The 1,355-nt window shown below is 71.4% G+C and carries 3 protein-coding genes; 1 reads left to right on the top strand and 2 read right to left on the bottom strand.

The window, feature by feature from the left end; translation table 11 throughout:
- Nucleotides 1–187, top strand: a 187-nt coding sequence (locus G6026_RS09265; protein WP_206682023.1) for a hypothetical protein, incomplete at its 5' end; no start/stop codon positions are given.
- 24 nt (nucleotides 188–211) lie between these two features.
- Here the strand turns inward: G6026_RS09265 and G6026_RS09260 are convergent.
- Together G6026_RS09260 and G6026_RS09255 are read right to left on the bottom strand one after the other, a co-directional pair.
- Nucleotides 212–583: a CrcB family protein gene (locus G6026_RS09260; protein ID WP_107755331.1), complete on the bottom strand. Its 372-nt coding sequence runs from the start codon at nucleotides 581–583 to the stop codon at nucleotides 212–214.
- Nucleotides 580–1,065, bottom strand: a complete 486-nt coding sequence (locus G6026_RS09255; protein WP_182612987.1) for a CrcB family protein — start codon at nucleotides 1,063–1,065, stop codon at nucleotides 580–582. The genes G6026_RS09260 and G6026_RS09255 overlap by 4 nt, the downstream gene beginning before the upstream one ends.
- Nucleotides 1,066–1,355 lie beyond the last annotated feature (290 nt).

Here is a 1,355-nt window from a genome sequence, read left to right as displayed (position 1 = left end):
CCCGGGCGCCGACCCCGAGTGGGTCCTGACCGGCGCGGAGGAGGCCGGTGAGGTCGCGGTGACGGGCCCGCCGGAGACACTCGCGCTCCTGCTGTGGGGACGGATCGGGGCCGACGACCCGGCTCTGGAGATCTCGGGTGACCGCGCCGGACTTCACGCCGCCCTGGAGGCCGGACTCGCGGGGTGAGGCCGCCCGCCGGGTGGAGCGTGCTCAGAAGAGGGCTGCGGCCAGTGCGAGACCGGCGGCCACCGCCGCGACCACCGCGATCCCCGTTCCCAGGACGTTGCCGAGGGCCCTGCGATAGGCCCCGCCCTGGACCAGGCGGACGGTCTCCACCATGGCGGTCGAGAACGTGGTGTACCCGGCGCAGAAGCCGATCGTGGCCGCCTCCAGACCGACGCCACCGATCGCCCCGGCGATCGCCGCCCCGGTGAGCACGCCCATGAGCAGTGAGCCGGTGATGTTGACGGCGACGGTTCCGACCGGGAAACCGCTGTTCCACCGGGTTCTGACGAGGCCGTCCACCACGAATCTGGCCGCGGCGCCGAGCCCGCCGAACAGGGCGATGAGGGCGATGGTCACGGGCGGTCCCCTCCCGGCGCGGTGGGGTCGGAGACGACACCCTGGTCGGGATCGGGGGGGAGACGACGCTCGCGCCACCGATGGTGCCGGCTGGCCAGGATGACCCCGAGCATGCAGGTGAGGAATCCGCCGACGAGCGAGACCGTGAAGTAGCCGACCGCCAGGCCGACGTGACCGGAGGTGAGCAGCCTCTCGATCTCGAGGGCGAAGGTGGAGAAGGTGGTGAATCCACCCAGGGCGCCGGTGCCCAGGCCGAGGCGGATCATCCGTCGGGGACGGGTCTCGTCACCGGCACGGACGAGTGCTTCGAGAAGCAGCCCGAGGAGGAACGCTCCGATGAGGTTCTCGGCGAGCGTCGCTATCGGCCACTCGTGCGGGTGTGGAATCGACGTGGTCATGCCCCATCGGGCCAGGGTGCCCGCGGCGCCGCCGAGCGCGACGAGGGCGATCAACCCGGGGTGCAGATGCGGTGGCCGGCTCATCGGCGCTGCCTCCTGACCTTGTACGCCGCCGCACGCCGCGGGGCGCCCGGTTCGGACGAGGCCCGGTCGGGGTGTCCGGTCGGGTGGCCGCCGTCGACACGCATGGTGGCTACCAGAATTGACTAGGAAACAGGGACCGTTGACGACATCCGTGCCGTGGTTGAAGGCGGGCCCCACCGCCGTGATGGCCACGATAACAAGCTCCACGTGGACCGGTTCTTGTGATGGAGCGTGAGGTGGGCCACGGTGGTGGGGTACCTCGGGCAGTGTCCGACGAGCAGTGGGGAGCA

The organism is Dietzia sp. DQ11-38-2 (genome assembly GCF_014145055.1).
In the GTDB taxonomy this organism is placed as follows: domain Bacteria; phylum Actinomycetota; class Actinomycetes; order Mycobacteriales; family Mycobacteriaceae; genus Dietzia.
This window is presented reverse-complemented; position numbering and strand designations above follow the sequence as displayed.